Source organism: Nocardioides agri (assembly GCF_013778305.1).
Classification (GTDB): domain Bacteria; phylum Actinomycetota; class Actinomycetes; order Propionibacteriales; family Nocardioidaceae; genus Nocardioides; species Nocardioides agri.
On record NZ_JACEIC010000004.1, the window covers coordinates 78317 to 104230 of the forward strand.

At 73.9% G+C, this 25914-nt stretch carries 22 protein-coding genes; 8 read left to right on the forward strand and 14 right to left on the reverse strand.

The features are described from left to right. Positions 1 to 48: 48 nt before the first annotated feature. The gene (locus HZF07_RS22475) at positions 49 to 897 is read left to right on the forward strand and encodes a DUF3097 domain-containing protein (protein ID WP_181645611.1); all 849 of its coding nucleotides are present in this window, start codon (positions 49 to 51) and stop codon (positions 895 to 897) included. Here HZF07_RS22475 and HZF07_RS22480 read toward each other — a convergent pair. Beyond that, the gene (locus tag HZF07_RS22480; protein ID WP_157339796.1) at positions 887 to 1579 is read right to left on the reverse strand and encodes a hypothetical protein; all 693 of its coding nucleotides are present in this window, start codon (positions 1577 to 1579) and stop codon (positions 887 to 889) included. The two genes, HZF07_RS22475 and HZF07_RS22480, sit on opposite strands and share 11 nt — an antisense overlap. A gap of 143 nt (positions 1580 to 1722) precedes the next feature. Between HZF07_RS22480 and HZF07_RS22485 the strand changes: the two genes are divergently transcribed. Both HZF07_RS22485 and HZF07_RS22490 read left to right on the forward strand, forming a co-directional pair. Continuing rightward, entirely contained in the window at positions 1723 to 3669 is a 1947-nt protein-coding gene (locus HZF07_RS22485; protein WP_157339797.1) for a sensor histidine kinase, read from the forward strand. Beyond that, a complete protein-coding gene (locus tag HZF07_RS22490) occupies positions 3666 to 4325 on the forward strand; it encodes a response regulator transcription factor (protein ID WP_181645612.1) in 660 nt (219 codons plus the stop codon). The genes HZF07_RS22485 and HZF07_RS22490 overlap by 4 nt, the downstream gene beginning before the upstream one ends. A 3-nt stretch (positions 4326 to 4328) precedes the next feature. Here the strand turns inward: HZF07_RS22490 and HZF07_RS22495 are convergent, their stop codons facing one another. From HZF07_RS22495 to HZF07_RS22530, 8 genes are all read right to left on the reverse strand, one after another. Continuing rightward, a complete protein-coding gene (locus HZF07_RS22495; protein ID WP_157339798.1) occupies positions 4329 to 4724 on the reverse strand; it encodes a TM2 domain-containing protein in 396 nt (131 codons plus the stop codon). A 24-nt stretch (positions 4725 to 4748) separates the two neighbouring features. Next, positions 4749 to 5975, reverse strand: a complete 1227-nt coding sequence (gene hemW, locus HZF07_RS22500) for a radical SAM family heme chaperone HemW (RefSeq protein ID WP_157339799.1) — start codon at positions 5973 to 5975, stop codon at positions 4749 to 4751. 23 nt (positions 5976 to 5998) lie between these two features. After that, positions 5999 to 9397 (reverse strand): error-prone DNA polymerase, encoded by a 3399-nt coding sequence (locus tag HZF07_RS22505; RefSeq protein ID WP_157339800.1) that lies wholly within the window; start codon positions 9395 to 9397, stop codon positions 5999 to 6001. 12 nt (positions 9398 to 9409) lie between these two features. After that, complete coding sequence (locus HZF07_RS22510) at positions 9410 to 10960, reverse strand: DNA polymerase Y family protein (protein ID WP_309504934.1); 1551 nt, start codon at positions 10958 to 10960, stop codon at positions 9410 to 9412. After that, entirely contained in the window at positions 10957 to 11622 is a 666-nt protein-coding gene (locus HZF07_RS22515) for a hypothetical protein (protein WP_309504935.1), read from the reverse strand. The genes HZF07_RS22510 and HZF07_RS22515 overlap by 4 nt, the downstream gene beginning before the upstream one ends. A gap of 134 nt (positions 11623 to 11756) precedes the next feature. After that, entirely contained in the window at positions 11757 to 13592 is a 1836-nt protein-coding gene (locus tag HZF07_RS22520) for an AMP-dependent synthetase/ligase (protein WP_157339801.1), read from the reverse strand. Positions 13593 to 13642: 50 nt separating this feature from the next. Beyond that, the gene (locus HZF07_RS22525; RefSeq protein WP_232522978.1) at positions 13643 to 14248 is read right to left on the reverse strand and encodes an MOSC domain-containing protein; all 606 of its coding nucleotides are present in this window, start codon (positions 14246 to 14248) and stop codon (positions 13643 to 13645) included. Then, positions 14245 to 15000 carry an aminoglycoside phosphotransferase family protein gene (locus HZF07_RS22530; protein ID WP_309504936.1) on the reverse strand — a complete coding sequence of 252 codons (756 nt, stop codon included), beginning with the start codon at positions 14998 to 15000 and terminating at the stop codon, positions 14245 to 14247. Before HZF07_RS22530 ends, HZF07_RS22525 begins: the two co-directional genes overlap by 4 nt. A gap of 63 nt (positions 15001 to 15063) precedes the next feature. Between HZF07_RS22530 and HZF07_RS22535 the strand changes: the two genes are divergently transcribed. Together HZF07_RS22535 and HZF07_RS22540 are read left to right on the forward strand one after the other, a co-directional pair. Then, on the forward strand, positions 15064 to 15516 hold the full coding sequence (locus tag HZF07_RS22535; RefSeq protein WP_157339802.1) for a hypothetical protein: 453 nt from the start codon (positions 15064 to 15066) through the stop codon (positions 15514 to 15516). Further along, positions 15513 to 15824 carry a transcriptional regulator gene (locus HZF07_RS22540; RefSeq protein WP_309504937.1) on the forward strand — a complete coding sequence of 104 codons (312 nt, stop codon included), beginning with the start codon at positions 15513 to 15515 and terminating at the stop codon, positions 15822 to 15824. The genes HZF07_RS22535 and HZF07_RS22540 overlap by 4 nt, the downstream gene beginning before the upstream one ends. Before the next feature lie 12 nt (positions 15825 to 15836). Here HZF07_RS22540 and lepA read toward each other — a convergent pair whose 3' ends face one another. Continuing rightward, positions 15837 to 17699, reverse strand: a complete 1863-nt coding sequence (gene lepA / locus HZF07_RS22545; RefSeq protein WP_157339946.1) for a translation elongation factor 4 — start codon at positions 17697 to 17699, stop codon at positions 15837 to 15839. Positions 17700 to 17811: 112 nt separating this feature from the next. On the opposite strand from lepA, the gene HZF07_RS22550 reads away from it, so the two are divergent. Both HZF07_RS22550 and rpsT read left to right on the forward strand, forming a co-directional pair. After that, on the forward strand, positions 17812 to 18780 hold the full coding sequence (locus tag HZF07_RS22550; RefSeq protein ID WP_309504938.1) for a phosphotransferase family protein: 969 nt from the start codon (positions 17812 to 17814) through the stop codon (positions 18778 to 18780). Between the two features lie 122 nt (positions 18781 to 18902). After that, the gene (rpsT, locus tag HZF07_RS22555) at positions 18903 to 19163 is read left to right on the forward strand and encodes a 30S ribosomal protein S20 (RefSeq protein ID WP_181645613.1); all 261 of its coding nucleotides are present in this window, start codon (positions 18903 to 18905) and stop codon (positions 19161 to 19163) included. Between the two features lie 91 nt (positions 19164 to 19254). On the opposite strand, the gene holA is transcribed toward rpsT, so the two are convergent. The 4 genes from holA to HZF07_RS22575 form a co-directional block, all read right to left on the reverse strand. Next, positions 19255 to 20247, reverse strand: coding sequence for a DNA polymerase III subunit delta (gene holA, locus HZF07_RS22560; protein ID WP_157339804.1), 993 nt, complete (start codon positions 20245 to 20247; stop codon positions 19255 to 19257). A gap of 15 nt (positions 20248 to 20262) precedes the next feature. Further along, entirely contained in the window at positions 20263 to 22563 is a 2301-nt protein-coding gene (locus HZF07_RS22565) for a ComEC/Rec2 family competence protein (RefSeq protein ID WP_309504939.1), read from the reverse strand. Positions 22564 to 22569: 6 nt separating this feature from the next. Continuing rightward, positions 22570 to 23397, reverse strand: a complete 828-nt coding sequence (locus tag HZF07_RS22570; protein ID WP_157339805.1) for a ComEA family DNA-binding protein — start codon at positions 23395 to 23397, stop codon at positions 22570 to 22572. Positions 23398 to 23493: 96 nt separating this feature from the next. Beyond that, positions 23494 to 24348 (reverse strand): DegV family protein, encoded by an 855-nt coding sequence (locus HZF07_RS22575; RefSeq protein ID WP_157339806.1) that lies wholly within the window; start codon positions 24346 to 24348, stop codon positions 23494 to 23496. Positions 24349 to 24433: 85 nt separating this feature from the next. On the opposite strand from HZF07_RS22575, the gene HZF07_RS22580 reads away from it, so the two are divergent. After that, positions 24434 to 25909, forward strand: a complete 1476-nt coding sequence (locus tag HZF07_RS22580) for an AAA family ATPase (protein WP_157339807.1) — start codon at positions 24434 to 24436, stop codon at positions 25907 to 25909. Positions 25910 to 25914 lie beyond the last annotated feature (5 nt).

Below are 25914 nucleotides of genomic sequence, written 5' to 3' on the forward strand. Positions count from 1 at the left end.
CGGCGCGTCCGCCCAGCGACTGTCGGTGGCGCGACCTAGCGTGGCCGGGTGACTCCGAACGACCGCTACGGCACCGACGTCCTCGCCACCGACTGGCGCGCCCCCAAGCGCGGCCGCGCCGTCGAGGCGCCCGCCGAGATCGGCGCCGTCGTCGAGGAGGTCACCACCGACTGGTGCGGCGAGATCATCGCCGTCGACCGTGACCTGCACACGCTCACGCTCGAGGACCGCCGCGGCAAGCGCCGCACGTTCCCGCTCGGCCCCGGCTTCCTGCTCGAGGGCCGACCGGTGATCCTGAGCGCGCCCGTCCGTGGGGCCGCGCCCGCCAGGCCGACCCGCACGGCGTCGGGGTCGGTCGCGGTCCACGACGCGAAGGCCCGGGTCGCCCGGGCGAGCCGGATCTTCGTCGAGGGCCGGCACGACGCCGAGCTGGTCGAGAAGGTCTGGGGCGACGACCTGCGCATCGAGGGCGTGGTCGTCGAGTACCTCGGCGGCGTCGACGACCTCGCCGACCACCTGCGCGACTTCAAGCCCGGGCCGGAGCGCAAGATCGGCGTGCTCGTCGACCACCTGGTGCCGGGGTCGAAGGAGAGCCGGATCGCCCAGGGCATCGCGAAGTCCCCCGTCGGGCAGCACGTGCTGATCGTCGGCCACCCGTTCATCGACATCTGGGCGGCGGTCAAGCCCGAGCGGCTCGGGCTGGCGCGCTGGCCCGACGTGCCGCGCTCGATCGAGTGGAAGAAGGGCGTGTGCCAGCAGCTCGGCTGGCCGCACCGCGACCAGGCCGACACGGCGCGCGCCTGGCAGCACATCCTCAGCAAGGTCTCGTCCTACCAGGACCTCGACCCGGCCCTGCTGGGCCGGGTCGAGGAGCTGATCGACTTCGTCAGCGCCTGACGGCGAGCCGGGCGACCAGCAGGACCGCCACGGCCTGCAGGAGGCCGCCGGCGATGCTGAACGCGACCGGGAACTCACCGGAGCCGAGGACGAATCCCGCCAGGTAGAGCGGGCCGGCCCACACGGTGACCTCGGACCGGACCCGGATCAGCGCGATGCCGGCGAGCAGGCTGCCGAGGATAGTCATCACCAGCAGCGGGGTGAGGACGGCGAAGACCGGTCCCCCCTGGAGCCGCGTCCAGATCTCGACCGCGCCGGTGGTCACCTCGCCGTCGTCGACGAACGAGCAGGCCGCGAGCCGGAGTCCGGCGAACCCGGCACCGCCGATCGCCGCGAGGGTCAGCATCGTGGCGGCGGTCGCGGCCAGCCGGGGGATTCTCTCGTGCAGGGCGGCGAACAGCGTCAGCGCCCAGGCGACCAGCGTGATCATGCCGACCAGGAACACGACGCTCGAGGCGAGGTACTGGCCGGGGCTCTCGGCGATCGCGCCGAGCAGGGCGTCGGCGTCGTCGCGCGGCAGCATGCCGGTCGGGTCGAGGGCGTACTGCGCGGCCAGCGCCAGCGGCGACACGACCGCGGCACCGGCGAGCAGCCGGCGGCGGACCGGCACGGCGCGGACCGCCGTGGCCGTGGGGGTGGGCTTCGGGTCCAGGACACCGGTGCCCAGGCGGATCTCGTTCACTTCGTTCTCCTCAATGGATCGGTTGGTGGCGAGAACTCTCCGGCCGGCCACGTCCCGCCGGCATCTGCCCGATGTCCCGATCTCGGTCCGGGACATCGAACCCGCTCCCCCGGGACCCGTCCGCTGGAAGGATGGGCCGCACCATGAGGACCCGGATGATCACGATCGGCGCCGCCGCCGGCGGACTGCTCTGCGTGGCGCTCGCGCTGGTCGTCGCCGTCGACCTGGCCGTCAACGACAGCCATCGCCCCGAGGTCGACCAGCTCCTGCGCGGCGTGACCGCCGGCATCGCGTACGGCGGGCTGGGCGGCTTCCTCGCCACCCGCCGGCCGCAACTGTCCGTGGGCTGGGTGATGCTGCTGATCGGCTTCAGCAACGCCTTCTCGTCGGCGATGGGCGTGCTCGCCGACCGCTCGCTCGACGGCGGCACCGCCGTGACCGGCTGGGCCTTCTGGCTGTCGAGCTGGTCGTGGGTGCCGGGCTACGTGCTGGTGCCGACGGTGCTGCTGCTCATCCTGCCGACCGGGCGCGCCTACGGCCGCTACGGCCGGGCGCTGGTCGCCGTCGCCGGCGCCGGGACCGCGCTGGTCACCCTGGCCTGGGCGCTCACGCCGTACGACCAGCAGGACTACGCGCTGCCCGACCGCTTCTCCCACCTGACCAACCCGGTCGGCCTCGACGGCACCGGGATCCTGCTGCCGATCGCGCTGGCCGCGGTGCTCGTCGGCATGGTGGCCGGGCTGGTGACCCTCGCCCTCCGGCTGCGGACCTCCCGCGGCCACGAGCGGGAGCAGGTCTACTGGGTGCTCGCCGGCGCGCTGATGACCGCGCTGTGCCTGGTCGCCGCGTTCGGCGCTCCCGGCGCCAGCAACGTGCTGGTCGCGGTCGCGATGCTGCCGCTGCCGCTCGCGATCACCTGGTCGTCGGTGCGACGCCGGCTTTGGGACCTCGACCTGGTCGTCAACAAGACGCTCGTGCTCGCCGCGCTCGGTGCCGTAGGCGCCCTGGTCGGGATCGCGGTGCCGGCGCCGACCGGCCTCGCGGCCGCGATCGCGGTGGCGGTCGCCTTGCCGCTGCACGGCCCCGTCCAGCAGGTCGTCAACCGGTTCCTCTACCGCGACGCGACCGAGCCGACCGAGGCGGTGCACCGTCTCGGCGAGCAGGTCGGCGCGGCCACCTCGCCGCGCGAGGCGCTGCGCCACGTGCTGGACGTGGTGGCGAGCACCCTCGGCACCGAGCACGCCGAGGTGCGCCTGGCCGACGGGACGACCGTCCAGCGCGGCGAGGCGGCCCGGGAGCTGGCGACCGTGCCGCTGGCCCACCACCAGGTGCTGGTGGGCGAGCTCTCGGTCGGGGTGCCGCCCGGGGGTCTGGGAGCGCGCGGCGAGCTCCTGCTCGCCGAGGTCGCCCGGCACGCCGCCGTCGTCGCGCACGCGCTCGCTCTCCAGGACGCCGTGCAGCACTCGCGGGAGCAGGTCGTGGTGGCCCGCGAGGAGGAGCGGCGACGGATCCGCAACGACCTCCACGACGACCTCGGCCCCCGGCTGGCCGCCACCGCGCTCCAGCTCGAGAACGCCGTCGAGCTCGTGGGCGACGACCCCGGTCGTGCCGTGCAGGTGCTCGAGCGCGCGACCGGCTACCTGCGCGACGGGGTCGCCGACGTACGCCGGATCGTCGACGACCTGCGACCTGCGGCGCTCGACGACCTCGGCCTCGAGCAGGCGGTGCGGGAGCAGGCCGCCCGGCTGGGCGAGCACGGGCTCTCGGTGTCCGTCGCCACCGACGGCGACCTGGTCGGGCTGCCCGCGGCGGCCGAGGTCGCGGCCTACCGGATCACCGCGGAGGCGATGACGAACGTGGCCCGGCACGCCGAGGCCCGGCACCTGCGGGTGCGGCTGGCCCGCGTGCCGGACGGCATCGCGATCGAGGTCGCCGACGACGGCCGCGGCCTGCCCGACGACCTGGTGCTCGGCGTCGGGCTCGGCTCGATGCACCAGCGCGCGGCCGAGCTCGGCGGCAGCTGCGTGGTGCGCGGCGAGCCCGGGGAGGGGACGACAGTGGCGGCGACGATCCCGGTGGGAGTGCGATGAGCGAGCCGAACGAGCTGCGGGTGCTGGTGGTCGACGACCACCCGATGTTCCGCGAGGGGCTGACCGCGGTCGTCGACAGCCTGCCCTGGGCGACGGTCGTCGGCGAGGCCGGCGACGGCGACGCGGCGGTGGCCGAGGCGTTGCGCACCCGGCCGGACGTGGTGCTGATGGATCTCCAGATGCCGGGCACCAACGGGCTGGAGGCGACCCGCCGGCTGGTGGCGCAGCTGCCCGGGACGGCGGTCGTCGTGCTCACCATGGTCGAGAACGACGAGGCCGTCGCCGCCGCCCTCCGGGCCGGTGCCCGCGGCTACCTCGTCAAGGGGGCGAGCAAGCAGGAGATCACTCGCGCGCTGGAGGCCGCCGGCCACGGCGAGGTGATCCTCGGCGCCGGGGTCGGCGCCGGCGTGCTCTCCCGGCTCGTGACCCGTGGGGACGCGCTCGCGCCCTTCCAGCAGCTGAGCGAGCGCGAGCGCGAGGTGCTCGACCTGGTGGCGCGCGGCCTCACCAACGGCGCGATCGCGCAGCAGCTGTACCTCTCGGAGAAGACGGTGCGCAACGTCGTCTCGTCGATCCTCACCAAGCTCCCCGCCGCGACCCGCGCCGAGGCCGTGGCCCGGGCGCGGGACGCCGGCCTGGGCGGGGCGTCGGCCTGAGCGTCAGGGGCGCAGCGGCAGCCCGTTGGCGTCGGTGCTGTCGGTGGCCAGCATGATGATGCCGTCGATGAGGCCCCACAGCGACCCGATGCCGCAGGTCAGGATCGTCACCACGAGCTGCCAGACGCCGGTCTTGGTGTCGCCGATGTAGAAGCGGCCGACGCCGAACCCGCCGAGGAAGATCCCGAGCAGGCCGGCCACCAGCTTCTGCTTGTCGGAGTAGGGCAGTCCGGTCTTGGGGTCGACGCCGTAGGGCGCCTGGGGGCTCGCGCCGTACGGTGCGGCCGGGTAGCCGCTCGGCGGCGGCGGCGGCGGAGGCGGGGCCTGGCCGTACGGCGGCGGGGTGGGCTCGCCCTGGGGCGGCGGGACGGCGTTGGGGTCCTGCGGGCCTTCGGTCATGGCGCCAGCCTAGGGGTTCGCGGGCTACGGGAGCAGGTCCCGCACCAGAGCGTCGGCGAGCAGGCGGCCCTGCCGGGTCGGCACCAGCCGCTCCGCGTGCCGGGTCAGCAGACCCTCCTCGACGAGCCGGGCGACGTTGGCCCGACCGTCCCGGTCGAGCACCTCGACCGGCAGGCCCTCGCGGAGGCGGAGCTCGAGCAGCACCCGCTCGACGCGGCGGTCCTCGTCGCCGAGCACCTCGCGGGCGTGGGCTGGTGTGACCCCGCGGTCGAGGCGCTCGGCGTACGCCGCGGGGTGCTTGACGTTCCACCACCGCACCCCGCCGACGTGGGAGTGGGCGCCGGGGCCGACGCCCCACCAGTCGCCGCCCGTCCAGTAGTGCAGGTTGTGACGGCACCGACTCGCCTCGTCCTTGGCCCAGTTGGAGACCTCGTACCACTCCAGGCCGGCCCGCCCGAGGCGCTCGTCGGCGATGAGGTACTTGTCGGCGAGGTCGTCGTCGTCGGGCATCGGCAGCTCACCGCGCTTGACCCGGCGAGCCAGCGCGGTGCCCTCCTCGACGATGAGGGAGTACGCCGAGACGTGGTCGGGGCGACAGGCCAGCGCGGCCTCCACCGTGAGCTCCCAGTCGGCGACCGACTCCCCGGGCGTGCCGTAGATCAGGTCGAGGCTGAGCTGCTCGAACCCGGCCGCTCGCGCCCACTCCACCACCGCGGGCACGCGGAGCGGGTCGTGGGTCCTGTCGAGCACCGCGAGCACGTGGTCGACGGCCGACTGCATGCCGAAGGAGATCCGGTTGAACCCGGCCGCCCGCAGCTCGTCGAGGTCCCAGGCGGCGACGCTGTCGGGGTTGGCCTCGGTCGTCACCTCGACGTCGTCGGCCAGCCCGAACTCCCCCGCGATCGCCGCCACGATGCTGCCCAGGTCGCCGGGGCTCAGCAGGGTCGGCGTGCCGCCCCCGACGAAGATCGTGTCCACCCGGACGTCCGCGCCGCCGAGCACCGCGCGCGCCCGGCGTACCTCCGCGATCGCGGCCTCGGCGTAGGTCGCCCGGCTCGCACCCCGCGCGCTCCCGGCCGGCCCGAGCTCCTCGGCGGTGTAGGTGTTGAAGTCGCAGTAGCCGCAGCGGACCGTGCAGAACGGCACGTGCACGTAGAACCCGAACGGCCGCGTCCCCAGCCCCGCCAGCGCCGACGCCGGCAGCGCCCCGTCCTCCGGGACCGGGTCGCCCACGGGCAGTGCTGACGGCATGCGCCCATCCTCCCACCCGGTGCTCAGTGGAAGTCGCGGGACCGGTGCCGAGCGCGCAGCGCCTGCCCGGCGGCGGGGTGCACCTCCTCCAGTGGCGCGAGCCGGTCGGCGACCAGGTTGGTGACGCCGTCCTGCCGCTCCAGCAGCCCGCGGATCACCATGCCCGCTGACGACGCGGCGACCTGCCGGTAGCGCCGCCACACCCCCTGCGTGCAGATCACGTTGAGCATCCCGGTCTCGTCCTCGAGGTTGAGGAAGGTGACTCCCCCGGCGGTGCCCGGCCGCTGCCGGTGGGTGACCAGCCCGGCGACGTGGACACGGCGACCGGCCTCGGCGGTGAACGCCTCCTCGACCGACTTGATCCCTGCCGCCCGCAGCGGCTCGCGCAGCAGGGCGACCGGGTGGACGTCGGGGGTGATGCCGGTGGCCCAGAGGTCGGCCATCGTGGTCTCCACGACGTCCATGTCGGGCAGCATCGGCGCGTCCCCGCTCACCCGGATCCCGGGCAGGTGCTCCTCGCCCTCGGTCCAGCCGGCGTTCCACAGCGCCTGCCGGCGGGTCACCCCGAACGCATCGTCGAGCACGCCCGCCGTGGCCAGCGCCTCGAGCTGCCGGGCGTCCAGCTCCGCCCGACGGGAGAGGTCGGCCTGGTCGGCGAACGGCCGCTCCGCCCGCGCCGCCACGATCCGCTCCGCCACGGTCGTCCCGATGCCGCGCACGGAGTCGAGCCCCAGCCGGACGGCGTACGCCGTGTCGCGGCGGTGCTCGGGCGTCGGGTCGGGCGTGCCCGGCACCCACTCGGTGCGGGTGCCGTCGTGGAGGCACGCCAGCAGTCCCGTCGGGCCGGGCGGGCCGATCTGCTCGAGGTCGGCGAGCGCCGCCGACCGCAGCAGGTCGGGCCGCAGCACCTCGACGCCGTGCCGGCGGGCGTCGTGGGTCAACGACTGCGGTGAGTAGAAGCCCATGGGCTGGTTGCGCAGCAGCGCGGCCAGGAACGCGGCCGGGTAGTGCAGCTTGCACCACGAGCTCGCGTAGACGAGCTTGGCGAAGGAGAGCGCGTGGCTCTCGGCGAACCCGAAGTTCGCGAACGACAGGATCTTCAGGTAGATCGCGTCGGCCTCCTCGCCGACCAGCCCCTTGGCGGCCATCCCGGAGTAGAGCTTCTCCTTGATCGACTCGATCCGCTCCACCCCGCGCTTGGAGCCCATCGCCCGGCGCAGCAGGTCGGCCTCGTCGCGGGTGCAGTCGCCGAGCGCCCGCGCCATGTCCATCAGCTGCTCCTGGAAGAGGGGGACGCCGAGGGTGCGCTCGAGCACCGGCACCAGCGTCGGGTGCGCGTAGGTGACCTCCTCGCGGCCGGTCGCGCGGCGTACGTAGGGGTGCACCGCGCCGCCCTGGATCGGGCCGGGCCGGATCAGCGCGATCTCGATCGCGAGGTCGTAGAACTCCCGCGGCTGCAGCCGCGGCAGCGTGCCGATCTGGGCCCGGCTCTCCACCTGGAAGACGCCGACCGAGTCGGCGCGGCAGAGCATGTCGTAGACCGCCGGCTCCTCCTTGGGGATCGTCTCCAGCTCCCAGCGCTCCCCCAGGTGCTCCTCGACGATCCGCATCATGTGGTCGAGCGCGCCGAGCATGCCGAGCCCGAGCAGGTCGAACTTCACCAGCCCCATGAACTCGCAGGCGTCCTTGTCCCACTGGAGCACGGTGCGCTTCTCCATCCGCGCCCGCTCGATCGGCACCACCTCGCCGATCGGCCGCTCGGTCAGCACCATCCCTCCGGAGTGGATGCCCAGGTGCCGCGGCGCCCCGAGGAACTGGTTGGCCAGGTCGACCACCGGGGCGGGCACGCCGTGCTCGCCGTCCGCAGCGACCTTGGTCCAGCTGGTGACCTGCTTGGACCAGGCGTCCTGCTGCCCGGGCGAGTGGCCGAGCGCCTTCGCCGCGTCGCGGACCGCCATCTTGGGCCGGTAGCCGACGACGTTGGCGACCTGGGCGGCGTTGTGCCGGCCGTAGCGCTCGTAGACCCACTGGATCACCTCCTCGCGCCGGTCGGAGTCGAAGTCGACGTCGATGTCGGGCTCCTCGTCGCGGTGCTCGGAGATGAACCGCTCGAAGGGCAGGCGGTAGAAGACCGGGTCGATCGCGGTGATGCCGAGCGCGTAGCAGACCGCCGAGCTGGCGGCCGATCCCCTGCCCTGGCAGAGGATCCGCTTGCTGCGCGCGAACTCGACGATGTCGTGGACGATCACGAAGTAGCCGGCGAAGTCCTTCTCCTCGATCACCTTCAGCTCGTGGTCGACCTTGGCCCGTGCCTCGGCCTCCAGCGAGGTGCCGGCGTAGCGCTGCGCGAAGCCGCGCTCGGTCAGCTCGCGCAGCCAGCTGATCTGGGTGTGGCCGGGCGGCACCGACTTCGGCAGCCGCGGGGTGGCCTTCTGGAGGTCGAAGGAGACCTCGTCGGCGATCTCCACGGTGCGCGCGACCACGCCGGGGTGCCGCGCGAACCGTCGTGCCATCTCCTCCCCCGACCGCAGGCAGGCGGCCCCCGACACCGGCAGCCAGCCGTCCATCTCGGCGAGGCTGCGCCGGGCGCGCACGGCCGCCATCGCGCCCGCGAGCCGGTGCCGTTCGGGGGTCGCGTGGTGGACGTTGTTGGTGGCCACCACCCGCAGCCCGCGCTCGGCGGCGATCGCGGCGAGCAGGTCGTTGTCGCGGCTGTCGGTCGGGTGGCCGTGGTCGGTCAGCTCGACGACGACGTGCTCGCGGCCGAAGAGGCCGACCAGCCGGTCGAGCTCCGCCGCGGCGTACGACGGTCCGCGCGCCAGCCCCTGGCGCACGGCGCCCTTGCGGCAGCCGGTGAGCACCAGCCAGTGGCCGCCTCGTGGACCGTCGGCGCGCTCCGCGAGCTCGCGCTCGACGTAGAGAGGCCGGCCCTTCTCGTCGCCCCGCAGCTGGGCGTCGGTGATCGCGCCGGCCAGCCGGTGGTAGCCCTCGACCCCACGCGCGAGCACCAGCAGGTGGCTGCCCTCGGGGTCGGGCTCGCCGTTCTGCGGCCGGGTCAGCCCGAGGGAGAGCTCGGCACCGTAGATCGTCTGCAGCCCACCGTGGAGCTGCGCGGTCTCGGCGAAGAGCGGCGCGCCGTAGAAGCCGTCGTGGTCGGTGATCGCCAGCGCGTGCAGGCCGAGCCGGAGCGCCTCCAGCACCAGGTGGTCGGGTCCGCTCGCGCCGTCGAGGAAGCTGAAGTTGGAGTGGCAGTGCAGCTCGGCGTACGGCGTGACCGGGCCGGCCGGTCGCTCGACGTCGACCACCTGGCGCTTGCGCTTGCGCTGCGAGATCGGCGCCTCGGGGTCCTGGGGCGTGTTGGTCCGGCCGGAGAGCCGCTTCTCCAGCTCGCCCCAGGAGATGTTCGGGTTGCTCCAGCCCATCAGGCGGCACCCCTAGTCATAGGCAGCCTCGGTCCACCAGACGCCGGTGTCCCACGTCATCAGCCACGCCCGGCCGTCGACGCCGATCACCTGGAAGCGCGCGACCCGCCGCGGGGTGGCGTCCCACCACAGCTCCTCGACCGGCCACGGCCCGGCCCACGCGGCGACCGGGTGCCAGCCGCCGGTGGGGTCGGGCCGGAACCGGCTCGGCTCGCCGAGCACGGCGCCGCGGTCGTCGACCGCGACCGGCCGGCCGCCGTCGGTGACCACCTCGGCCGGCCACGGCGTCGCCAGCACCCGGGCGGGAGCAGGAGGCGGGATCGCGCCCGGCCACGGGTGGCTCGCGGGCCGCAGCCCGGTCGGCCGCTCACCCCACGGCACGAACGCCTGCCGCTGGGCCGGCGACCGGCCGCCCTGGAGCACCGGCTGCACGACCGCCTCGTGGCCGAGCATGCCCTGCACGCGAGCGATGCCGCGCTGCACGCGCTCGTCGGTGCCGCCCCAGAGCGCGTCGGCGTGCACCGCGTCGGGCACCACGGTCATCGGCGTGAACGCCACCCGGTTGACCGGCGCCCGCACGTCGCCGGCGCGGAACCCGCCCTGCAGCTGCCAGTGCAGCCGGTCGACGAGGTCGACCGCCGTGAACCAGCGCGGGTGCAGCCACTCGCGCACCGAGGGCGGGTCGTCCGCCCCTTCGACGTAGGCCTCGATCCGCACCTCGGTGCAGACCAGCTGCTGGGCGGCCAGTCCGGCGACCACCCGGTCGGCGGTCTGCCGGACGCTGAACGCGATCGTCTCGGCGCTGTCGAGCGGCGGCTCGAAGTCGACGTGGCAGGCAAGCTCGGGCGGCGGCGTGCGGGTGGCGAGGGGCACGGCGCCGGCGCCGCCGACGACCCGGTGCACCCAGGCGACCGTGCTGGCCGGACCGCCGAACCGGTCGCGCACCGCGGTCGCGGGCAGGTCGGCCAGCTCGCCGAGGGTGCGCAGGCCCAGCCGCCGCAGCAGGCTGACCGCCTCTCTGCCCTCGACACCGTCGTCGATGGCCTCGACCGGCAGCCCACGCAGGAACGGCACCGACTCCCCCGGCGCGATGACGTGGCAGTCCTGGGGCGCCGCGCGGCGGGCGGCCTGCTCGGCGGTGAAGAGCTCGTCGGCCACCCCGACCCGGCTGTCCCAGACCCCGAGCCCCACCAGCCGCTCGGCGAGCAGCGCGGCTGCCGCCGGCTCGCCACCGCGCAGCCGGCGAGGAGCGCGCAGCGCGGCCAGCCCCGGTCGCATCGGCGCCACCCCGGGGTGCTGCTCCTCGACCGCGGCGAGCACCGGCTCGAAGCACCGCGCGTCCCGGTCGGGGTTGGCGGGGTGCACCCGCAGCTCGGGGCAGCGGGACTGCGCATCGCGCCGCCGCATCCCCCGGCGTACGCCGTGCGTGCGGGCCGCCGCGTTGGTCGCCTGCACGATGTTGGCGTGGAGGACCGCCGCGGGCAGGTGGGTGGGCTGCCCCTCGTCGGCCAGCGCGGCGACCACCGGCCAGTCGGGGCACCACAGCGCCATCACGCGGGTCACGCCACCCCCTCGGCGAGGGGGACGGAGGGTGCCGGCTCGACGGGTCGGTAGGACTGGTCCTCGGCCGGGAACCACAGCGCGCCGCGGCGGGGCGGCGCCGTGCCGCGCTGCGCCTCGACCACGAGGCGGCGGGCGCGCAGGTGCCCGTGGCCGCCGCCGAGCCCGGACCAGGCCGGCTCGCGGGTGGTCAGCCGGACCTCGCAGCGGGGCCAGTCACCCCAGGCGACGAGGGCGGCGCCCCGCTTGCGGAGCCGGGCGGCGAGCTTCTCCGCCGCCGACGGGACGACCCGGCCGGGCGGCTTGACCACGACCACGGTGGCGACGTCCACCAGGGCGGCGGTGACCTCCAGCCACTGGTCCCCCGCGTCGGGCACCAGCACCGTGCGCTCCAGATCGACCCCCAGCGCGACCGCGGCCTCCGCCCCGAAGTCGGGGACGCCCACGACGCCGCACCAACCGCCGGCCCGCGACGGGCCGGCCAGCAGCGCCAGCGCGAGCGTCGCGCTGTCGACGGAGTAGGCCGCCCCCGCCCGCAGCTGCACCAGCCCGGCGAGCGCCGGGTGGGTCTCCAGCGGCGGCGCCGTCGTGCCGGCCTCCAGGCGCGCCATCCGGGTGCGCAGGTCGGCGACGACGTCGAGCGTGGTGTCGAGGGCGGTGGTCACACTCCATGATCGAACATGTGTTCGATCGGGTCAACACCGCCCCCACGCCGACTCGGCGCGTCTTGCCCGGCTGCGAAGCGCGAGTCGGCGCGTCTTGCCCGGACAGTGGGCAAGATGCGCCGACTCGGCGTCGGTCAGGAGTAGAACGAGTCGATCAGCGTCTTGTTGTTCTCCTCGACGACGTTGCGCTTGACCTTCATCGACGGGGTGAGCTCACCGGACTCGATGGTGAGGTCGTGGTCGAGGACCTTCCACTTCTTGATGGTCTCCCACCGGTTGAGCTTCTCGTTGAGCTGCTCGACGTACCCACCGACCATCGACTGCACCGCGTCGGACCGCACGATCTCGGTGTAGGACTCGCCGGCCATGCCGTTCTCCTCGGCCCAGCCCGCCATCGCGTCGGGGTCGAGCGTGATCAGGGCGGAGACGAAGTTGCGCTCGTTGCCGAACACCAGGAACTGGCTCGCGTAGGGGCAGATCGCCTTGAACTTCGACTCGATCGCCGGCGGCGCGACGTACTTGCCACCGGAGGTCTTGAAGAGGTCCTTGATCCGCCCGGTGATCGTCAGGTAGCCGTCGGCGTCGAGGCTGCCCTTGTCACCGGTGTGCAGCCAGCCGTCCTCGGTGAGGGTGCTGGCGGTCTCCTCCGGCAGGTTGTGGTAGCCGGCCATGATGTGCGGGCCGCGTAGCAGGACCTCGTCGTTGTCGCCGATCCTGACCTCGCTGCCGGGCAGCGCGGGGCCGACGGTGCCGATCTTGTACTTGCTCGGGTGGTTGACCGTCGCGCCCGCGGCGTTCTCGGTCATCCCGTAGCCCTCGAGGATGAGGATGCCCGCGGCGTGGAACCACTCGGCGATGTCGGCGTTGAGCGCCGCCGAGCCGGAGATGAAGAAGCGCACCCGGCCGCCGAAGCGCTCGCGGACCTTGCTGAAGACCAGCTTGTCGAAGACGTCCTTCTGCAGCGCCAGCAGCAGCGGCACGCTCTTGCCCTCGCGCTTGAGGCGGTCGACCTTGACGCCGACCTCGAACGCCTTGAGGAAGATCTTCTCCTTCAGACCGCCCTCCGCGGCCTGCATGGTGATGATCCGGGCGTGCGCCTTCTCGAAGATGCGCGGGGCGGCGCCCATGAACGTCGGCTTCACGATCGCGCAGTTGTCGACGATCCTCTCGACCCGGCCGTCGACCGCGGTCGCGAACCCGCACGCGAGCTGAGCGGAGAGCAGCACCTTGCCGAACGAGTGCGCCATCGGCAGCCACAGGAACTGCAGGTCGTCCTCGTGGAGGATGTCCTGCACCTGGATCGCGGTGCCCTCGTAGACCCACGCCCGGTGCAGCAGCCGGACGCCCTTGGGGCGTCCGGTCGTGCCGGAGGTGTAGATCAGCGTCGCGAGCTGGTCCGGGGCGATCGACTTCGCGGTCTCCTCGATCACGCCCGGATGCTCGGCCAGGTAGGCGTCACCCAGCTTCGCGAGGTCGTCGAGACCGATGATCCAGTCGCCGTCGGCCGTGCCGTCGAACGTGACGACCTTGGCGAGGTGCGGCAGCTCGGCCTTGTTGGCGGTCAGCTTCGCGACCTGCTCGTCGTCCTCGGCGAACACCACGCGGCACTCGGCGTCGGCGAGGATGTACGTCGTGTCCTCGGCGTTCGTCGTCGGGTAGACCGTCGTCGTCGCCCCGGCGGCGCACATGATCGCCAGGTCGGCGAGGATCCACTCGTAGCGGGTGCCCGACGCGATGCCCACGCGCTGCTCGGACTGCAGGCCGAGCGAGAGCAGGCCGGCCGCGAGCCGCTGGACCTGCTCGCCGGTCTGGCGCCAGGTCATCGACTCCCAGGTCTCACCACGCGGGTAGCGGAACGCCTCCTTGTCCGCCGAGGCAGCGACGCGGTCGAGGAACTGCACCGCGCAGTTCTGGGACAGTCGGTCGACGAAGCTCGCGTCGACGTTCGGGGGGCTGGCCTGGGCGGTCAATGTCACTCCTGCTGGGCGCCGAGACGGACGAGGTTGCGAAGTAACCTAGATCACTCACCCAACTCACGGGTAGCAAGGGTGGAATTCGTCACCATGCGCGCCCGGAAGGCGGCGCTCACCGTCACTCCGCCGGCCGGCCGGTGTACGACGGTGAGCCTGTCACCGGCCGAGACCTCGCCCTCCGCCACCACCCGCAGGTACGGCCCCGGACGTCCGGCGGCGACGAACCGCCGCGACCACGACCGGTTGTCGAGACCCGAGATCCGCAGCCACGAGCTGAAGACCCGGCAGGGCGTCCGGAAGCCCGCCACCTCGAGCTCAGCCGTCCCGATCCGCCAGCGCTCACCGAGCACCGCCTCGTTGACGTCGATGCCGGCCGTGGTCAGGTTCTCGCCGAAGAACCCGTCGGGCAGCTCCCGGCCGAGCTCCTCGCCCCACCGGTCCAGATCCTCCCGGGCGAAGGCGTAGACCGCCTTGTCCACCCCTCCGTGGTGCGTGCGGTTGGAGACCTGGTCGCCGTCGAGCCCGAGCGTGCGCACGGCGACCGGACCCGTCACCGGGGTCTTGTGGATCGCGGTCCGCCGGCTCCGCGTCCAGGACACCTCGCGGGGCGTTCCGACGTTGACCGAGCGCACGGACGCCATGGCGTCGGTCATTCCTGCACCGACTTCGCGATCGCGATGCACCGGGTCACCCAGCCGGGCTCCTGCGCGGCGCGGACGACGCACCGCAGCACCACCCAGTCCCGCGCCCGGTCCTCGTCCAGGCCAGCGGCGTCGATCACCGCGTGGAAGCGGGCCCGCACGCCACGGCGCACGTCTCCGGCGAGCTCGTCCCAGCGGTGCCACAGCAGCGGCGCGACCTCGAAGTGCGGGTCGCCGCTGAGCGGTTCGGGCGCGATCGCGAGCCACGGCTGCCGGTCGCCGGGGAGCACGTGCCCGTAGTGCAGGTCGGTGTGCAGGAGCCGCCCGTCGGTCCCGTCGTCGGTGGCGAAGGCGCGCCCGAGCGCGACCGCCTGCTCCACCAGCCGCCGCGGGAGCGGCGCCCCCGCGAGGCGCCCGGTCCGGCGCACCACCTCGTCGGACAGCCGCGGCAGCTGGGGCGGCGCGGTGACGTGCAGACGGCCGTAGAGGTCGCCGACGATCTCGCAGGCCTCGACGTCCCAGTGGTCAACCAGGCCCTCGGGGTGCACGCGCTCGAGGAGGACGGCGGACCGGTGCGGGTCGGCCCGCAGCAGCCGGACCGCACCCTGGCCGTGCCAGTGCTGGAGCGCGAGGTGCTCGTGCTCGGCGGCCCCGATCTTGAGCACGGCCGGCTGTCCTCCCGGCGTGCGCACCGGCACCACGGACGTCGGCTCGCCGTCCGGCACCAGCTCCCACTCGGCGAGCAGCTCGTCGACCACGGTCACCGCCCCATCCCAGCAGACGACGAAACACTTGCCGATCTGGAAAGCATTCGATAACTTTCCGGCATGGAAAGCGACGAGATCCGCCAGACCCTGCGGGAGGCCGACCGCGCCGAGGCGGCCCCGTGGACGGACTACCCGCCGACGCCACGCTGGTACCCGCCCGCCGTCGGGGCCTGGGCCGCCCTGCTGACCGTGGCCTTCACCGAGCTCGACGGCGCCTGGCAGTGGCTGGCCCTGGCAGCGCTCATCGGCGCCGAGCTCGGCTTCGTCCGCTGGTACGTGCGCTACCGCAACAGCGTGATGCCCACCGGGCGACCGCCGCGGGAGTTCCGCGGCGCCATCGCGCTCTTCCTGGTGGGCGCGACCGCCCTGGTGGTCGGCACCGGCGCGCTGGTCGCCCTGGTCGCGCCGTGGGCGGGCGCTGCCTTCGCGTTCGTCGGGACGACGCTGGTGGTCGCCTGGTACGAGTCGGCGTACGCCGACGCGGCCCGCCGCGCCCGCGAGCGGCTCGCGTGAGCACCTCCGCCCTCGACGGGCTGGACCCCGCCCTGACCGCGCCGAAGCGGCTGGCGGCGATGGCCCTGCTGTCGCGCTCGGCCGCTGCTGACTTCAGCGTGCTGCGCGACCACCTCGGCGTCAGCGAGTCGGACCTGTCCAAGCAGATGTCCGCGCTCGTCGCGGCCGGCTACGTCAGCGCGCGCAAGAGCGGCCACGGGCGCGGCAGCGCGACGACGTACGCCGCGACCCGCGCGGGGAAGCGTGCTTACGCGCGGCACCGGTCCGCGCTCGAGGCGATCCTCGACGGGCAGCCCGGGCCGGGGTGATCCGGCACCGCGTCACTTCTTGGACTTCTCCGTCGGCTGCGTGGTCGAGAGCGCGGCGACGAACGCCTCCGGCGGGACCTCGACGGTGCCGATGTTCTTCATCCGCTTCTTGCCGGCCTTCTGCTTCTCCAGGAGCTTGCGCTTGCGGGTGATGTCGCCGCCGTAGCACTTGGCGAGCACGTCCTTGCGGATCGCGCGGATGTTCTCGCGGGCGATGACCCGGGCGCCGATGGCGGCCTGGATCGGCACCTCGAACTGCTGCCTCGGGATGAGCTCCTTGAGCTTGCCGGCCATCATCACGCCGTAGGAGTAGGCCGCGTCCTTGTGCACGATCGCCGAGAACGCGTCGACCGGCTCGCCCTGCAGCAGGACGTCGACCTTGACCAGGGCGGCCGCCTGCTCACCGGAGCGCTCGTAGTCGAGCGAGGCGTAGCCCTTGGTGCGCGACTTCAGCTGGTCGAAGAAGTCGAAGACGATCTCGCCCATCGGCAGCGTGTAGCGCATCTCGACGCGGTCCTCGGAGAGGTAGTCCATGCCGAGGAGGGTGCCGCGCTTGGTCTGGCAGAGCTCCATGATCGTGCCGATGAAGTCGCTCGGGCTGAGGATGGTGGCGCGGACGACGGGCTCGCGGACCTCGTCGATCTTGCCGTCGGGGAACTCGCTCGGGTTGGTCACCACCACCTCGGAGCCGTCCTCCATGACCACGTTGTAGACCACGTTGGGCGCGGTCGAGATGAGGTCGAGGTCGAACTCGCGCTCGAGGCGGTCGCGGGTGATCTCCATGTGCAGCAGGCCGAGGAAGCCGCAGCGGAAGCCGAAGCCCAGCGCGCCGGAGGTCTCCGGCTCGTAGGTGAGCGCGGCGTCGTTGAGCTGGAGCTTCTCCAGCGCCTCGCGCAGGTCGCCGAACTGGTCGCCGTCGATCGGGTAGAGGCCGGCGTAGACCATCGGGTTGGGGTGCTTGTAGCCGCCGAGCGCCTCGGTCGCGCCGCCGTGCTGGGTCGTGACCGTGTCACCGACCCGGGACTGACGGACGTCCTTCACGCCGGTGATGAGGTAGCCCACCTCGCCGACGCCGATCTCACCGGCCTTGACCTGCTCCGGGCTGATGACGCCGAGCTCGAGCAGCTCGTGGGTGGCGCCGGTCGACATCATCTTGATCCGGTCGCGGTGGGTGAGGCTGCCGTCGATCACGCGGACGTAGGTGATCACGCCCCGGTAGGTGTCGTAGACCGAGTCGAAGATCAGCGCGCGGGCCGGCTTGTCGGCCTCGCCCACCGGCGGCGGGGTCTCGTTGACGATGTGGTTGAGCAGGCTCTCCACGCCCAGCCCGGTCTTCGCGCTGACCTGGAGCACGTCGCTCGGGTCGCAGCCGACCAGGCCGGCGAGCTCCGCGGCGTACTTCTCGGGGTTGGCGCTCGGCAGGTCGATCTTGTTGAGCACCGGGATGATGTGCAGGTCGGCGCCCATGGCGAGGTAGAGGTTGGCCAGCGTCTGCGCCTCGATGCCCTGCGCGGCGTCGACGAGCAGGATCGCGGCCTCGCACGCCTCGAGGGAGCGCGACACCTCGTAGGTGAAGTCGACGTGGCCCGGGGTGTCGATCATGTTGAGCACGTAGGTGCCCGGCTCGGCGCCCTCGGCGTTGCCGGCCGGCACCGTCCAGGGCATCCGGACGGCCTGGCTCTTGATCGTGATGCCGCGCTCGCGCTCGATGTCCATCCGGTCGAGGTACTGCGCCCGGGCGGCGCGCTCGTCGACGACTCCGGTGAGCTGGAGCATCCGGTCGGCGAGGGTCGACTTGCCGTGGTCGATGTGGGCGATGATGCAGAAGTTGCGGATGATCGCCGGGTCGGTGTGGCCAGGCTGCGGCGCGTTCAGATTGGACACAGACGTCTCTCGGGTCACGTACGGGGGGCCCGCTCATTCTCCCACAGGCGTGCGCCGGGAGCCGCCTCCGCGCACACCTGCGGCGATGTACCAGGATGGCGGCGTGACCGCCGCCGTACGCATCCCGACGACCATCCCCCACGGCCGGACGGCGCGGCGGCTGGAGTGGCCGCACCTGCCGCCGCACGTGCGGGCGCTCGTGGAGGAGCACTGCGGCTCCCCCGTCGTCGAGGCGGTCTCGCAGGGCGCCGGGTTCACCCCCGGCTTCGCGTCGGTCCTGGTCTGTGCGGACGGGACGCGGCACTTCGTCAAGGCCGCGTCGACCAAGGCGCAGCGGATGTTCGCCGAGGCCTACCGCGAGGAGGCCCGCAAACTCGCGGCGCTGCCCGACGGCGCGCCCGCGCCCCGGCTCCTGTGGCTGCACGACGCGGACGACTGGGTCGTCCTCGGCATCGAGCACGTCGCGGCGCGCCAGCCGGCCCGCCCGTGGCGAGCCGGCGACCTGGACGTCTGCCTCGCGATGACCGAGCAGATGGCGGCCGCGCTCACGCCCCCGCCGACCGGGCTCGAGGTCGCGGAGTTCCGCACGGAGTTCGCGGAGTGGCCGGCGTACTGGGACCAACTCCGGAGCACGCCGCCGGAGCTGGCGGGTTTCGCCGCCCACGCCGACGAGGCGGCCGGCCTCGCCGCCCGGTTCGCGGACGTCACTGCCGGCGAGACCCTCGTGCACACCGACATCCGCGACGACAACCTGATGCTGACCGACGACGGGCGCGTGCTGCTGTGCGACTGGAACTGGCCGGTCGTCGGTGCCGCGTGGCTCGACACCGTGTTCCTGATGATCGGCCCCCGCGGCGACGGGCTCGACGTCGAGGCGGCGCTCTCCGCGTCGCCGGTGACCCGCGACGTGCCGGCCGAGTCGATCGACGTGGTGATCGCGCTGATCACGGCCTACTTCCTGCTCTCGGCTACGCTGCCGGTGCCGCCGACCTCGCCGTACATGCGCGACGCGCAGCGCTGGCAGGGCGAGGTGTGCTGGCAGTGGCTCGCCGAGCGGCGCGGCTGGTCCTGAGCGCGATTTGGGCGGCCGCGAGCACCGCTGCTAGCCTTGTTCGTCGCGTGTCGGACGCCCTGGCTCCGATCGCGCCCCTGACGAACCGACCGATCACCCTCCCCATCACGAAGGCGTAGCAAGTGGCGAACATCAAGTCCCAGATCAAGCGCAACAAGCAGAACGAGAAGCGGCACGAGCGCAACAAGGCCGTGAAGTCCGGTCTCAAGACCGCCGTCCGCAAGTTCCGCGAGGCCGCCGAGGCTGGCGACAAGGACACCGCGGTCAAGCTCGGCCAGGACGCGGCCAAGAAGCTCGACAAGGCCGCCTCGAAGGGCGTCATCCACAAGAACCAGGCCGCGAACCGCAAGTCCGCGATCGCCAAGAAGGCCGCTTCTCTCTGATCCTGCGACCTGTCGGCGACAGGTCCTGATCGGTCGTCACGTCGACCCGTCCGAGTCTCTCGGGCGGGTCGTCGTCATTTCCGAGCGACCCTCAGCGCTGATCGCGCAGCGCGGTGACGGTGAGCACCAGCCGCTCGAGGGTGTACGACGCGTCGCTGGCGGCGCCCTTGATGTCGGCGTCGGCCTGGGCGATCGCGCGGATCGCCCGCGCGATGCCGCCGTCGGACCAGCCGCGCGACTGGTCGCGGATCGTGCGCAGCTTCCACGGCGGCACCCCGACCTCGCGGGCCAGGTCGGCCTCGCGCATGCCCCGCGGAGCCGACTTGTAGCGGGCGACGCCGCGCGCTCCCCCGGCGAACGCCGAGGTCACGAGCACGGGAGCGGTGCCGCCGTCGAGCGCCCAGCGCAGCTCCTCGAGCGCCTGCGTGCGACGGCCCCAGAAGGCGGCGTCGGCGACGGCGAACGACTTCGCCTCGGCCCGGCCGCCGAAGTAGCGCTTCACGATGTCGACGGTGAGCGCCTGCCCCGGGAAGTCGTTGGCGAGCTGGTGGGCAGCGGCCGCGAGCGAGCGCAGGTCCTGTCCGACCGCCTGGACCAGCAGGTCGGCGGCGTCCGGCTCCATGCCCGATCCGTGGAGGCGGGCCTCGGAGGCGACGAACGCCGGGAACTCCGAGGGTCGCAGCTCGGTGGTCTTGGTCTCGGTGACGGTGGCGAGCTTGCGCAGCTTGGTCAGCACTCCCGAGCCCTTGGGACCGCCGCTGTGCATCAGCACCAGCGCCACCTCGTCGGCCGGCGCCGCGGCGTAGCCGAGGATCCCCTCGACGGACTCCTCCGGCAGGTCCTCGAGGCCCCGGACGACCACGCACCGGGTCGAGGAGAAGAGCGACGGCGCCGACAGCTCGCCGAGCGTCGCCAACGTCAGGTCGGCCCCGCGGGTCTCCGCGAACTCCATCTCGGGGTCGTGGTGGCGCACCGCGTCGCGGACCGAGGTCACCGCCCGCTCCCGGAGGAACTCCTCCTTGCCGGTCACCAGCGTGACCTTGGCCAGGACGTCTGCTGCGCGGAGCTTCGTGGTGCCTGCCATGGTGGGCACAGCCTGTCACAGCCCGCCGACGGTGACCGTCGCGAGGCTCGTGCCATCGACGACGACGGCGAGGTCGCCGCCCGTGTCGGTGCGCAGCACCCGCGTCCCGGCCGCCACCAGCGGGCCGAGCGCCTCGGCGGCCGGGTGGCCGTAGTCGTTGTCGGCGCCCACCGACACCAGCGCGACCCGGGCACCGAGGCCGAGCAGCCAGGGCTCGTCCTGGTAGCGGCTGCCGTGGTGCGGCACCTTCAGCACGTCGACGCGCAGGTCCGGCCAGGTGCGGGCGAGCGCCGCCTGCCCGTGCGGCTCGACGTCGCCGGTCAGCAGCAGCCGGACGCCGCGCACCTCGGCCAGCAGCACCACGCTCGCGTCGTTGGCGGTGCTGCCGTCGCCGGGTCCGGTCTCGGGCGCGCCGGGCGGCGGCCAGAGGACCGTGAGCCGGAGGTCGCCGACCTGCTGCGGCACGGCGTACGGCGCGACCGTGGGCGTGACGCCGTGCGCGGCAGCGATCTCGGACACGGCCTGCACGGCCTCCGGCGGGTCCTGCAGGGACGTCGTCTCGACGGCTCCGACGGCGCGCCCCTCGAAGAGGGCGGCGAAGCCGTCCACGTGGTCGGCGTGGAAGTGGGTCAGCACCGCCAGCGGCACCGTGCGGACGCCGAGCCGGTCCAGGCACCGGTCCAGGGCGACCGGGTCCGGGCCGGCGTCGACCACGACGCCGGCGCCGCCGTCGGCGGCCAGCACCAGGGCGTCGCCCTGGCCGACGTCGCAGGCCACCATCACCCAGCCGCGCGGCGGCCAGCCGGGCTGCGGTGGGCGGACCGCCACGACCAGCCCGAGCAGCAGGCAGCACCCGACCCCGGTCACCGGGTGCCGGAGCAGCACGGGACCCGCGACCGCGACCGCTGCTACGAGCAGGGTCAGCACCGCGAGCGCCAGCGCACCGGACCCCCAGCCGACAGCGGCACCGGGGAGGTCGGCGGCACGGGTCGCGACCGCGACGATCCACGCCACGCACCAGCCGGCGAGCGTGCCCAGCAACCGCCCGGCCGGCGCCCAGACCAGGCCGACGAGGCCACCGCCGAGGCCGAGCACGGTCGCCGGGGCGACCGCCGGCGCGACCGCCAGGTTGGCGGCGACCGCGACCAGGCTGACCTGTCCCGACAGGGCGGCGACGACCGGCGTGCACGCGAGCTGCGCAGCGGCGGGGACGGCGACCGCCTCCGCCGCGACGCGGGGCAGCCAGCGGGCGAGCGCGTCGCGCCACACCGGTGCGAGCAGCACGATGCCACCGGTCGCCAGCGCCGAGAGCGCGAAGCCCGGCTGCACCGCCAGGCCCGGCTGCACGAGGAGCAGGACGACGACGGCGACGCCGAGTGCCCTCGGACCGCGGCGCCGTCCGTCGACGCCCAGGCCGACCAGGCCCACCGCCCCCATCACCGCCGCCCGCAGCACGCTGGGCTCCGTGCGCGCCAGGAGCACGAACCCGACGATCCCGAGCGCCCCGACGACGTAGAGCCAGCGGCCGCGCACCCCGCACGTGCGGGCGAGGAGCAGCAGGAAGCCGACCACCAGGGTCAGGTTCGTCCCGGAGACCGCGAGCAGGTGAGTCAATCCGGTCGTCCGGAAGTCGGCGGCGAGCTGCTCGTCGAGACCCGCATCGTCGCCGTCGACCAGCGCCGGCACCAACGCGGCCTGGTCGGCGGGCCGGTGCGCCACGGCGGCTCGCACCGATGCGCGGACTGCGCTCGCTGCGCGCCACCAGGGGTCCGGACCGGCCACCGCCTCGGGCGGACCTCGGCTGGCCAGGACCCCGGCGACGTCGTCGTCGGCCGGCCCGAGCCTGCCGGTCGTCCGCACCCGGCTGCCGAGCGGCGCCTCGAGCCATGCGGTGTCACCGACCACCAGCACGGTCGTGCGGGTCGCGAAGGTCTGAGCGCGCCCGGTGAGGGACCGGACCTCGAGGCGGCACACCACGGTGCTGCCGAAGCGGCCCTGGACCTCCCGCGGGTCGCTGACCACCACGCCTTCGACGCGCACCGCCGCTCGCTCGACGGCGAGTGCGGCGACCGGACCCCGTCGGACCTGCTCCAGCCGCAGCACGGTGACGCCGCCGACCGCCGCGAGCACGAGCACGCCGGCGAGCGCCGCTCCGAGGCCGCTGCCGGACCGGCGACGCAGCGCCAGCCCGAGCACCGCCGCCAGCACCAGGGCGCCGCCGACCGACCACCATCCCTGCCAGCGTCCCGCACCGGCGCCTGCCCAGGCGGCGACCGCGAGTCCGAGCATCCGCAGGTCGGGACCACCCGCACGCACGCCGCCTCACACCGTCACGTGCGGGGTCAGCTGGGCCAGGGTGGCGTCGCCGATGCCGTCGACCTCGAGCAGCTCCTCGATCGCGCTGAAGCCGCCGTGCTGCTCGCGCCAGGTCACGATCGCCTGGGCCGTGACCGGGCCGACCTCCGGCAGCGTCTCGAGCTCGGCCAGGGAGGCGGTGTTGATGTTGACGAGCACCGTGCCCAGCGGGCCGGACGGCGCGGGAGGCCCGGGACCGGCGCCCCCTGCCGCCCCCGCCGGTGCCCCGACGAGGATCTGCTCGCCGTCGACGAGCAGCCGGGCGAGGTTGACGGAGGACAGGTTGGCGCCGCGACGGGCTCCGCCGGCCGCCTCGACGGCGTCGACCACCCGCGACCCGGTGTCGAGCACGACGATGCCGGGCCGACGGACCGCACCGCTGACGTCGACGGTGACCGTGCCGGAGCCGGTGGGCGCCCCGGAGGCGGTCGGCGTGGAGGCCGCCGGCGTCGCGCCGGTGAGGGCCGGTGTCGTGCCGGAGGGAGCCGTCGGCGGGGGCGCCTCCACCACGCTCGGCTGGCTGCGCACCACCCACCACGCCGTCAGCGCCAGCCCGACGGCCGCCAGCACCGCGACGACCACCAGGTGGGTCGGGCCGAGCCCCCAGCGGTCCCGCCAGGGCTGGGGGCCGGGCGCCGCCCGCCGCGAGGCGTGCCGACCCGGCAGCGGGATCTCAGGACCCGGGTCGAGCGCCTCGTCGGGATCCGGTCGCTGGGCGGCCAGCTCGGCGCCGAGCTGCGCGAGCCGGCGCGAGACGGCTTCCTGGTGGCCGGTGCGGTGGCGGAAGGGAGGCATGACGCGACGCTAGGGAGACGGGCCGACGTCGGCGGCCGGCCGTCCCGTGGGCTGTGGAGAACGCGGTCGGGGCGGCGCCTGTGGACGATTCGCGGCTCAGGCGCGAGGAGCGACGCAGACCGCGATCATGCCGGGGCCGACGTGCGCACCGAGGACGGCGCCGAGCTCGCCGCACCAGACCTCGCGGCCCTCGAGGTTGGGCTCCAGGCGCTCGCCGAGCCGCTCGGCGAGCTGACCGGCCCGGTCGGGGTTGGCCAGGTGTGCCACGCAGACGTCCACCGGTACGTCCCCGGCCCGCTGGACCGCCAGCTCCTCCAGCCGGCCGAGCGCTCGCGCGGAGGTCCGCACGCGCTCCAGGGAGGCCACCCGGCCGTCCTCGATCTGGAGCAGCGGCTTGACCGCGAGCGCGCCACCGAGGAGCGCCGCGGCAGCGCCGATCCGGCCGCCGCGCCGGAGGTACTCGAGGGTGTCCACGTAGAAGAGCGACGACGACGCCTCCGCGCGCAGTCGGGCGGCGACGGCCGCGTCCTCGGCGCTGCCACCCGCCGCGACGACGTCGGAGGCGGCGAGGGCGGCGAACCCGGTGGCGAAGCCGACCTGCCGGGTGTCGACCGGCAGCACGCGGACCGACGCGTCCCGCGCGGCGAGCTGCGCGGACTCGAACGTCCCGCTCATCTCCCCGGAGAGGTGGACCGAGACGATCTCCGTGGCACCGTCGCGGGCGGCCCGCTCGTAGACCTCGAGGAGCGCCGCGGGGCTCGGCCGGGAGGTGCTCACCGGCTTCCACTCCCGCAGCGCGGCGGCGACCAGCTCGGGGGTGGCGCCGTCCGGTCCCTCGTCGAGCACCTCGGCGCCGATGACGACCTGCAGCGGGACCACGACGATCCCCCGCTCGGCCGCCACCTCGACCGGGAGGCTGGCGGTCGAGTCGGTGACGATCGCGACCGGCATGCGGGGAAGGTTAGACGAATCCCCGAGCGGGCGGCGCCGCGGACGCCGTAGGGTGCCCGCGACGGGGACCCCGAGGGAGAGACAGATGACCGCTTACGCCAGCGCCGTGTCGTCGAGCGGTCCGGCCCAGGAGCCCGGCGACGACGGCGCGTTCCGTCCGTCCGACCTCCGCAAGTACGGCCAGCAGCTGGTCCGCAGGTTCGTCGCCCAGGCCCGAGCTGCCGAGCAGCCGACGATCGCGTCCGTCGTCGGCGACCACCTCGGCCTGCCGCCGACCGACCTGGCGGTCGTCGACGAGACCTGGCCCGCCTACGAGCACGTCAACGTGCAGGCCGCCCTCGACGCCTGGCTCGACGCCGCCGACGCCCACGAGGTCCACGGCCTGACCGAGTACCGGCACCGCGGCTCGTTCGGGTTCGCCGACCTGCTCGGCCAGCATCCCGCGATGCACCTGCACGGCCCGCGGCTCGGCAACGTCACGAGGACGACGCTGCCGACCGGCCCCGACGGCCAGACCCGCGAGTGCCTCCGGGCGGCGATCCTGCTGGTGACGGACGGTGACGACAGGGTCGCAGCGCTGTTCCGCGGCCCCGACCCGGAGAGCGACCTGGGCGGCGTGGTCGTCGAGGTCGTCGCCAACCGCGTGGGCGCCGCGGCTGCCGTGACGGCCCGGCTGCGCGAGCAGTCGGTCGCCCGCAACGTCTTCCGCGGTCAGGTGGTCTCCTTCGGCCGCAGCATGTTCGGCGAGCGGTCCTCGCCGCTGCGGTTCCACACCCGGCCCGCGCTCTCCCCGGACGACCTGATCCTGCCGTCCGCGACCTTCGCCGACGTACGGCGGCAGGTGGTGGGCGTCGCCCGCAACAGCGACCGGCTCCGCGCGGCGGGCCAGCACCTCAAGCGCGGGCTGCTGCTCTACGGCCCACCGGGCGTCGGCAAGACGCACACGGTGCGCTACCTGATGGGAGAGCTCACCGAGACCACGATCGTCGAGCTGACCGGGGACACGCTCGGCGCGATCCGCGAGGCGTGCTCGATCGCGCGCACCCTCCAGCCGGCGATGATCGTCGTCGAGGACGTCGACCTGATCGCCCAGCAGCGTGACCACTACGGCGGCGAGACGCCGCTGCTCTTCACGCTCCTCAACGAGATGGACGGCCTCGACGAGGACGCCGACGTGGTGTTCCTGCTGACCACCAACCGTGCCGACCTCCTCGAGCCCGCCCTCGCGTCACGGCCGGGCCGGGTCGACCAGGCGGTGCACATCGACCTCCCCGACCGCGAGTCGCGACGCCGCCTCGTGCACCTGTACGCCGGCACCCTCGACGTCGACCTCTCCCGGCTCGACGACGTCCTGGACCGCACCGACGGCGTGACCGCGTCGTTCCTGAAGGAGCTGCTCCGGCGGGCCGCCGTGGTCGCCGCCGACAGGGAGCCGCCAGGCCCGGGCGCCGGTGACCGCCCGTTGTCGGTCACCAGCACGGACCTCGCCGGCGCCCTCGACGAGCTGCTCGACACCCGCAACCAGATGACGCGGGCCGTGCTGGGCCTCCGCGGGGAGTAGCCGCG

What these genes read in the sequence shown, in the direction of transcription:
- HZF07_RS22505 (WP_157339800.1), bottom strand. Translation starts at nt 9,397, where the DNA reads ATGGGCTGGAGCAACCCGAACATCTCCTGGGGCGAGCTGGAGAAGCGG.
- HZF07_RS22570 (WP_157339805.1), bottom strand. Translation starts at nt 23,397, where the DNA reads ATGCCTCCCTTCCGCCACCGCACCGGCCACCAGGAAGCCGTCTCGCGC.
- HZF07_RS22485 (WP_157339797.1), top strand. Translation starts at nt 1,723, where the DNA reads ATGAGGACCCGGATGATCACGATCGGCGCCGCCGCCGGCGGACTGCTC.
- HZF07_RS22495 (WP_157339798.1), bottom strand. Translation starts at nt 4,724, where the DNA reads ATGACCGAAGGCCCGCAGGACCCCAACGCCGTCCCGCCGCCCCAGGGC.
- holA (WP_157339804.1), bottom strand. Translation starts at nt 20,247, where the DNA reads ATGGCAGGCACCACGAAGCTCCGCGCAGCAGACGTCCTGGCCAAGGTC.
- HZF07_RS22535 (WP_157339802.1), top strand. Translation starts at nt 15,064, where the DNA reads ATGGAAAGCGACGAGATCCGCCAGACCCTGCGGGAGGCCGACCGCGCC.
- HZF07_RS22525 (WP_232522978.1), bottom strand. Translation starts at nt 14,248, where the DNA reads ATGACCGACGCCATGGCGTCCGTGCGCTCGGTCAACGTCGGAACGCCC.
- hemW (WP_157339799.1), bottom strand. Translation starts at nt 5,975, where the DNA reads ATGCCGTCAGCACTGCCCGTGGGCGACCCGGTCCCGGAGGACGGGGCG.
- HZF07_RS22575 (WP_157339806.1), bottom strand. Translation starts at nt 24,348, where the DNA reads ATGCCGGTCGCGATCGTCACCGACTCGACCGCCAGCCTCCCGGTCGAG.
- HZF07_RS22580 (WP_157339807.1), top strand. Translation starts at nt 24,434, where the DNA reads ATGACCGCTTACGCCAGCGCCGTGTCGTCGAGCGGTCCGGCCCAGGAG.
- HZF07_RS22490 (WP_181645612.1), top strand. Translation starts at nt 3,666, where the DNA reads ATGAGCGAGCCGAACGAGCTGCGGGTGCTGGTGGTCGACGACCACCCG.